We start from the raw sequence: 7540 nt of genomic DNA on the forward strand, positions 1-7540 counted from the left end.
GGATTTGGCCATTTTTTATGATTCTTTTCGTTGAATAGCTCGCTATTCGCCTCAAATAATCATAAAAACTGTCTCAAACCGGACTTTTTCTCGCTACGGTCGGCTAAGTCCGACAGACTCCTAGAACTATATTCAATCGCTTTTACATGCAGTACCCGATATTTGGATGATTATGCTCACATTTGTATCAAGGTGATAAAAACTTGACCCCGGTCAAAATCTGATTGATCAAAAATTATCATTATTGTGCGGCATCTTACGATGAGAGCCTTTAATGAGTGATGCCCTGCAAATCCAGCAACAGATCAATGCGTTTCTGAATAGCCGCAGGATTACCCGTGTCTGGTTTGCAACGAATGACGATGCGCCTCCTATCAATGCCTGCCAGGTTAACTTTCCCAGACTATCACTGGTATTGTCAGGTACTTATGACGTTCAGATCAGTGATCATGGCGCAGTACGCTCTGTTGAAGCCAGCCCCGGCGAGGTTATTTATATTCCTGCCCACTGCTGGGATCTCCCTACCTGGCGACAGCAAAACCAAACTCTGACGTTTATGTTTGCCCACCGGCAAATTGGCTTGAGTTTGAACCAGTGCAGTGCCATCGATCAGATTTCTTCCCTTGCCAGAACTTCAATAACAGAACCGCTCTCCGATGAAGGAATCCTGATCCAGAAAGCCATTGAAGCCATCGCTTCCAGCCCTAATGACAACCCTGCAGTCAATTACCTTGCCGAAGCCTTGATCCAACACACTTCACACATGATCCCCAAAGAGACCAGCAGTATCGTGAATCGGACCCAGTGTCGCTGGGAAGCTATTTGCCTGTACCTGCAGAAAAACTTTGGTCAGGAGATTACCCGGGACCGAGTGGCAGAAGAGTTTGCCATTACTCCCAATCATCTCTCCCGACTGTTTCGCCAGGAAGGTCGCATGGGATTCAATGACTACCTGACGTTTGTGCGCATCGACAGAGCCAAATTATTACTGAGTCGTTATCAACTGAATTTGGATGAAATCGCCACCCGAACAGGCTTTAAGGGCGGCGACTACCTTGGTCGTGTATTCAGAAAACATACCGGCCTGACACCCGGAGAGTATCGGGCCAAATATGCCAGGAAAGAGCTTGAAGCAGAGCAAAGACAACTTTGATCGTTCTCCCTCAATCCGGTCATTTTGGCTAACCATAACTTGCAGGCTATGATCGATCGACTAAGATATGCCTATAGGATTATGACTATAGGCATAAGGTATGAAAACTGAAGTTTCCAAATCAGTATTCAAAGCACAGGCTCTCGAAATTATGAGGGCTGTTGAGCAATCAGGTAATGAGGTCATTATCACTTCTCACGGGAAGCCAACTCTGGTCATCAAGCCTTATCAGGAAGATGCAGCAAAAGATCCGAAAGAACTACTGAAAGATAGCGTCATCTCGTTTGAAAACCCAACGGATCCGGTATCGGATGACTGGGAAGTCCTGCAATGATCGTATTGGACACACATACTCTGATCTGGTGGGTTTCAGATCATCCATCATTAAGCAAGAAAGCCAGAAAATGCATTGATACAGAACAGAAAAATAAAGGTGACATTGTTGTTTCTTCTATCTCCGCATGGGAAATTGCCATGCTAACTTCCAAAGGGCATTTAACTCTGAGCATAGACATCGACTCATGGCTCAAGCTGGTTGGAGAAATAGATAGAGTCACCTTTCTACCCATTGATAACAGAGTCGCTGTGGAATCAACTAGATTGCCTGGAGAATTCCACAAAGACCCCGCAGACAGAATTATTACTGCACAAGCCAGAGCCCTATCGGCTCCCTTAGTGACAGCGGACGAAAAAATCCTTAAATACAGTCATGTGAAAACTATTTGGTGACAGCTAAGTACCTGGCCAGTTGCTTTGCAATATTTGGGTGAGTGAATTTTTTCAGCCTTCAAGGAGCTTATGCCTTCGGGTACAACGCCGTGCGCGTAGCCTAAGCTACGTAAGCAGAGTTGGAACGCAGAAGGCTGGAAAAGCCGCCGTCCAAAATATGCGTAAGCAATGGGTTAGGTACTTACGGACTGACCAGCAACTTCACTGTTTCAGCTTTAACCTGCCCTGGCTCCTCGGCTTCCAGTAACCGGATACTCTGAACCCTGAGACCTCTGGCATACATATCCGCAAATCCGTTTACAAAAGACTCTACCGACCCTTTCTTGATATAGATTTCAGCTTGTTGGGCATTACCCTCTCTGACGCCAATCTCCAGGCCGTTATGGTCAGCCACTTGCTGCATCAGCACTTGCCAGTCAGCCAGATTAATAGGGCCTGCCTTTGGCATAGCCAGCTCTTCAGCCTGAAGCTGAGCTCTCTCCAACAGCTGAGTTAGCTCTGGCAATGGACTGACGGGTTTCTCTACGGGTTTAAACTTCAGATAAAGGATAGCCGCTCCGGCCAGAACCAGAATCAAAAGTATGATTTTAATAAGGGCTTTATTCATAGAGTTTCCATAAGGAATTGTCTGAAATTAATTTCCCAGTTCAACCTCTCAAAACCCGTTTGGGCTGAGCCTGTCGAAGTCCAATACCACTACCCTTCGACAAGCTCAGGGTGAACAGTATCCGAATGTAAATCGGGAAGTTATTTCGAGACAAATCCTAAGTTCGTACCATTCTGCACAATCGTATTAGACACACTTTGTTGCTGACTAATTCAATACTTCCAGCCTGCACCGCCTAGAGGCTCTCCATTAAGCAGATCCCGACTCAACCGCCACTGGGGTAGAAACCGATCCATATAAGCTTTAAAGCGGTCATTATGGTGCCTTTCCAGAAGATGAATCATTTCATGCACCAGAATATATTCCAGGCATTCAAGCGGTTTTTTTGCCAGCTCAAGATTCAACAATATACGTCGAGCCTCGATATTACAGGTCCCCCAATGAGTTTTCATTTTCTGGACATGCCATTTGGCAACATCAACCCCGATTATAGGCTGCCACTTATCAAGTAAACCTGGGATTCTCTTTCTCAGCTGTTCCCGATACCACTCAGACATGATTCGCTCACGATTTTCCAGACGGGTTCCAGGAGAAACACACAACTGCATCCAGCGGTTATTTTTCAGACTGAGAGAATGTTTGCCTTGCTTTACTATGACTTCAAGACGATACCGACGGCCCAGAAAGTAATGGCTCTCACCCGAAATCATCTCTCTGGGGGATTGTCTGGGTTGAGCAGTAAAGACCGCCTGCTGTTTTCTGATCCAGGTTAATCTTGAAATGACGGCAAGTCGAATAGCATCCTCGGTAACATGTTCTGGTACAGCGATACGCACTCTGCCATCGGGTGGATAGACTGCCAGATGCAAATTTTTAATTGTCTTCCTGACCACTTCCACAGGAATGCCCTGGATAACATAGATGCCTTCTTCAGTGCTCAATCAATGCTCTCCACCTGTAGAAGTGATTACCACATCAGTAACCATCCTGACTTTTTACCAGTTCAACAATAGCATCCAGTTGACTCACCTGTTCACCCAGAGCACTTTCTATGGCCCTGTGGACTTTTTTTAACTTGAAACGCTGGTTCCGCCAGTCGTCATTCACAGACTCTCGAACCGCCTGATCGACTCTCAACGCCAGAGCTTCATCCCGATTCAGATTGTCATAAAGTGTTCTTTTTGCTGAGCTATTAAGACTGCCGGGATAACCACCTGCTCCAGTACCTTCTGGCTTCACTACCTTTTCGGCCAGCTCTTTCACTTTCCTGAGATACTTTTTATAGTCCAGAGCTTCCTGCTTCCTTTGCAGGATCAAGGCATCCAGCAATTCAGACATTTTCTCATAGTACCTGGGGTTATTGGCCTGCTCATCAATAATGACCTTTCGCATATTATTCTCAATGGTCTCTGCCATAGAGTCCCTGTCTTTGCGAATATTTTCAGGCAATTTGTCCAGTTCACCCAAGCCGTTTTCTACAATCAATTCAATCAGCCCCAGCTCCTCAAAGTGAGCAAGAACCTCACTGTGCTCAGCCCGGATATAATTATCAAACAGATGCCTCATAGCAGGCTCATACTGTTTCATATCCAGATAGTCGCCACTGGCCAGCTTTACTTCCTTGCACACATCATCGAAATAAGTCACTTCCTTCCTGATGGCGACAATTTGATCAGTACTGTAACCCGCTTCCGGCATATCATTCGCCAGGTTGGCATAGGCTCTAAGTAAAGCAGATACAGCCTTATACAGCGCTACTCGGCGAGGTTCATTTTCCTGAAGCGCCTCTTTATCGCAAGTATCTTCAGCGCAGAAGTAATGGAGGTAGTCGCTTGTTTTTTTAGGCGCTTGAACGGGCTCACAGAGAGCCTTGACACTTTCAAGAGCGGCTTCTAGCTGATCACGCCCTTTTTCAATTCTATCATTTTTGCTTCAACTGACTTTTGGCAATAGCGGAAAGGCCACGTGTTTTCACCTCAAACCAGTCATCAACCCTGGCCTGGTCGGTCACATTCTGGCCAACATCCCTTGCTTCATATCGAAGGTCCAGCACGACCTTGTCATTCACAGCTTCATCAGGCTTGTAGGTATGAATAAAACGACCAAACACTTCAATGCTTTTTTTCTTGTCATTCTGAAGCAGAGGGGTTCCGGTAAAACCAATAAATAGGGCGCTGGGCAGGATTGCTTTCATGGCCTTGTGCAATTTACCCGACTGGGTGCGGTGACACTCATCCACAAAGACAAACAGCTCTCCTTTGGCCCTGAATTGATGGGGCAGGCTTTTTTTCATGGCTTCAATAAAGTCATCGGTTGCCTGATCATCCTCTTTTTCAGAACGACGACTAAACTTGTGCACCAGAGAGCAAATCAACCACTCTTCTGAGCTGTTCAAGGTGCTGATCAGCTGTGCGCCACTGGAAGCCCTGAAAATAGTTTCATCGACTCCGTTAAAGACTTTTTCGATCTGCTCATCCAGTTCAGTCCGGTCTGTAATAATCACTACCCTGGCGTCAGAAATATTTTCCCTTATCCACTTGGCCAACCAGACCATGGTGAGACTTTTTCCCGAGCCCTGAGTGTGCCAGACAATGCCACCGTTACGCTCAGCTATCCGTTTCCGGGCAGCTTTAACCCCAAAGTACTGGTTCTGACGACAGGTTTTTTTAATGCCTGAATCGAACACAATAAAGTCATGAATCAATTCCAGGAATCGTGCCTTGTCACAAAACCTTAGCAACGCACAATCCAGAGGGTTATCAGAACGGTCACAACCGTCACCAGGCAGGAACTTGTCCTCCACAGACAAGCCAGGTTGCCAGGCAGGGTTCTGTTCCTTCCAGGTCAGGTAATGCTTTTCAGGGGTCTCAATGGTGCCATAACGCAGGCCTTCCGTGTCGTTGCCTGCCATGACCAGCTGCTGGGTCGCAAAGAAATGAGGAATGAATTCTTTTTTCTGATTATCCAGATTCTGACGTATCCCTTTACCCACAGCCACTTTGGAGCGTTTCAGCTCCAGCACACCCAGGGCGATGCCATTGACATAAATAACAACATCCGGTCTCTTGCTATTGCCCCCTTTGATGGCCACTTCTTCAGCAATGGCAAAGTGATTATTCTCCGGATTTTTCCAGTCAATCAGCCAGACAGTCTGGTTTTGCTCACCCGCCCCTTCCTTGATTTTTACGCCGTATCGCAGCAGACGGTAAACGGCTTTATTGGCATCATAAAGGTTTTTGCCTCCACCCAGTGCCGCTTCCTTACTCAATACCTGCAAGACTTTATTAATGAGGGCATTGTTATACCCCTGACGGGAGAGAAAGGTCGTCAGCAGCCCTTCTTCTATATTGCGATTGTTCTGTCTCGACTCCCAGTTGCCCAGATAGCCATAATCCAGATGATCCTGAAACAGGCGGACAACTCGATCCTGGGTTGCCCTTTCCTTTTGGCCGACGCTGTTCATTACCCTTCCTCTCTTTGAACCTTCAAACACTCATAAGACTGTTGACGACTATCTTGCCATAAGCAAACCAACGGGGCGACCCGCTCCAAAAGTTGGAGCTACAAACTGCAAAAAGCTCTGCTATGTTATTAGTTTGTTCACCAAACAGCATAAACAGCCATGAGCGAAGAAAAATATTTTGCGCCATCCTCGAATATGAAAAATGGCAAAGCAAAATATTTTTCACGGTAAAAAACATGAAAGGGGAAGTTGTATGTCGCTTGAAGCCAGAGTAGAAGTTATGGAATCTCGACAAGACGAGCTTGAACAGGCTTTTCATGAAAACAACCGGATACTGAAAGGTGTCATGGATACTGTTGCCCTGATTCTCAATGAACACAGAGACACCCGCAAGGAGCTCTTTGAATTCAGACAGGAGCATATGGCGTTCAAACAGGAAATACGGGAGCGTTTTGATAAACAGGAAGAAAAATCCAGTCAACTTGAGTTGCTGATACGGCAGAATATCCGCCAGAACTGAGGCTCTGGCCTGATCGTGCTCATGTACTGCAATTCAACACACACTGTGTGCTGAATTTAATGACAACCTCTCTTACTATGCTCAAAAAATCAGTCTGATGCCCTGTGTATCAGGCAACTCTTGGCTCAATCGCTTCCAGGCTATTGCCTAGCTCAGCTGTGGTGATTTTCAGGTCATAGGCGGTTTGCAGGTTTAGCCAGCTCTGTGCGTCCCCACCAAAGTATCTCGCCAGTCTTAGCGCGGTATCCGGTGTTATTGAGCGTCTTTCCAGAACAATATCATTAATCCTCGAGGCTGGTATTCTCAGGGCTATAGCCAGCGCGTTGGCACTCATACCCAGAGGTTTAAGGTAACCTTCCCTGAGGGCTTCACCAGGGTGAACGGGTCGCATTTGATTCGATGCCATTTTGAAACCCTCGTATGCTTGCAATTGAATGAATTGATCATTTGTTAAACGTATACCGAGCCTCAAACGACTAAGCAGCCAATGCATCATCTTCAATATCTGATTTATGGATCACTCCACCATTGTTTAACTAATCTTCTTCCCCATATTCTAACTGCTGTCTGACGGCTTCTATCGACTGCTTCAACTTGGCTTCCAGTAACTCTTTAGGCGGCAGGCTGGTCAGATAATCCGCCACTCTTATATTACTTTTATCCAGTTCCAGTAATTCGATATGCTGCTGGTTCTTGCCTGTACAGAGAATCAACCCGATAGGGTCATTCTCGCCCTCCACCTTTTCATATTTCTTTAGCCAGCGCAGGTACAGCTCCATCTGCCCCTTGTAGGATGCTTCGAATTCACCCAGTTTCAGGTCAATGGCCACCAGCCGTTTCAGGCGGCGATGGTAAAACAGCAGGTCGATATAATAATCCCGCATATCCAGCGTGATGCGTTTTTGCCGTGCCAGAAAAGCAAAGTCGGTTCCCAACTCGGTAACAAGGTAGGCCGCTTCGCGGCGACTTTTTGCCCAGTGCAGCCCTCCAACCTATGGGAAATACCCGTCATTTTCTTTTGTCTATCCTTACTGACTTTGATCCCGAGAACAGCAAAGGATAGAGCCA

The 7540-nt window shown here is 46.4% G+C and carries 10 protein-coding genes; 4 read left to right on the forward strand and 6 right to left on the reverse strand.

Going from position 1 to position 7540, the window contains the following annotated elements:
- Window positions 1–274 precede the first annotated feature (274 nt).
- The 3 genes from ACR2PX_RS24790 (at window position 275) to ACR2PX_RS24800 (ending at window position 1882) form a co-directional block, all read left to right on the forward strand.
- A complete protein-coding gene (locus ACR2PX_RS24790) occupies window positions 275–1153 on the forward strand; it encodes a helix-turn-helix transcriptional regulator (protein WP_434002031.1) in 879 nt (292 codons plus the stop codon).
- Window positions 1154–1253: 100 nt separating this feature from the next.
- Complete coding sequence (locus tag ACR2PX_RS24795; RefSeq protein WP_434002032.1) at window positions 1254–1487, forward strand: type II toxin-antitoxin system Phd/YefM family antitoxin; 234 nt, start codon at window positions 1254–1256, stop codon at window positions 1485–1487.
- Window positions 1484–1882, forward strand: coding sequence for a type II toxin-antitoxin system VapC family toxin (locus ACR2PX_RS24800; protein ID WP_434002033.1), 399 nt, complete (start codon window positions 1484–1486; stop codon window positions 1880–1882). Before ACR2PX_RS24795 ends, ACR2PX_RS24800 begins: the two co-directional genes overlap by 4 nt.
- 181 nt (window positions 1883–2063) lie before the next feature.
- Here ACR2PX_RS24800 and ACR2PX_RS24805 read toward each other — a convergent pair whose 3' ends face one another.
- From ACR2PX_RS24805 to ACR2PX_RS24820, 4 genes are all read right to left on the reverse strand, one after another.
- A complete protein-coding gene (locus ACR2PX_RS24805) occupies window positions 2064–2489 on the reverse strand; it encodes a hypothetical protein (protein ID WP_434002034.1) in 426 nt (141 codons plus the stop codon).
- A gap of 212 nt (window positions 2490–2701) precedes the next feature.
- Window positions 2702–3430: a M48 family metallopeptidase gene (locus ACR2PX_RS24810; protein WP_434002035.1), complete on the reverse strand. Its 729-nt coding sequence runs from the start codon at window positions 3428–3430 to the stop codon at window positions 2702–2704.
- A gap of 34 nt (window positions 3431–3464) precedes the next feature.
- Window positions 3465–4187 (reverse strand): hypothetical protein, encoded by a 723-nt coding sequence (locus tag ACR2PX_RS24815; protein ID WP_434002036.1) that lies wholly within the window; start codon window positions 4185–4187, stop codon window positions 3465–3467.
- A 223-nt stretch (window positions 4188–4410) separates the two neighbouring features.
- Window positions 4411–5952, reverse strand: a complete 1542-nt coding sequence (locus ACR2PX_RS24820; protein WP_434002037.1) for a type I restriction endonuclease subunit R — start codon at window positions 5950–5952, stop codon at window positions 4411–4413.
- Between the two features lie 253 nt (window positions 5953–6205).
- Between ACR2PX_RS24820 and ACR2PX_RS24825 the strand changes: the two genes are divergently transcribed.
- Window positions 6206–6472 carry a hypothetical protein gene (locus ACR2PX_RS24825; protein ID WP_434002038.1) on the forward strand — a complete coding sequence of 89 codons (267 nt, stop codon included), beginning with the start codon at window positions 6206–6208 and terminating at the stop codon, window positions 6470–6472.
- 109 nt (window positions 6473–6581) lie between these two features.
- On the opposite strand, the gene ACR2PX_RS24830 is transcribed toward ACR2PX_RS24825, so the two are convergent.
- Window positions 6582–6878: a HigA family addiction module antitoxin gene (locus ACR2PX_RS24830; RefSeq protein ID WP_434002039.1), complete on the reverse strand. Its 297-nt coding sequence runs from the start codon at window positions 6876–6878 to the stop codon at window positions 6582–6584.
- Between the two features lie 130 nt (window positions 6879–7008).
- Window positions 7009–7407, reverse strand: coding sequence for a PDDEXK nuclease domain-containing protein (locus ACR2PX_RS24835; protein ID WP_434002040.1), 399 nt, complete (start codon window positions 7405–7407; stop codon window positions 7009–7011).
- Between the last annotated feature and the right edge of the window lie 133 nt (window positions 7408–7540).

The organism is Endozoicomonas sp. (assembly GCF_051008435.1).
Classification (GTDB): Bacteria; Pseudomonadota; Gammaproteobacteria; order Pseudomonadales; family Endozoicomonadaceae; genus Endozoicomonas_A.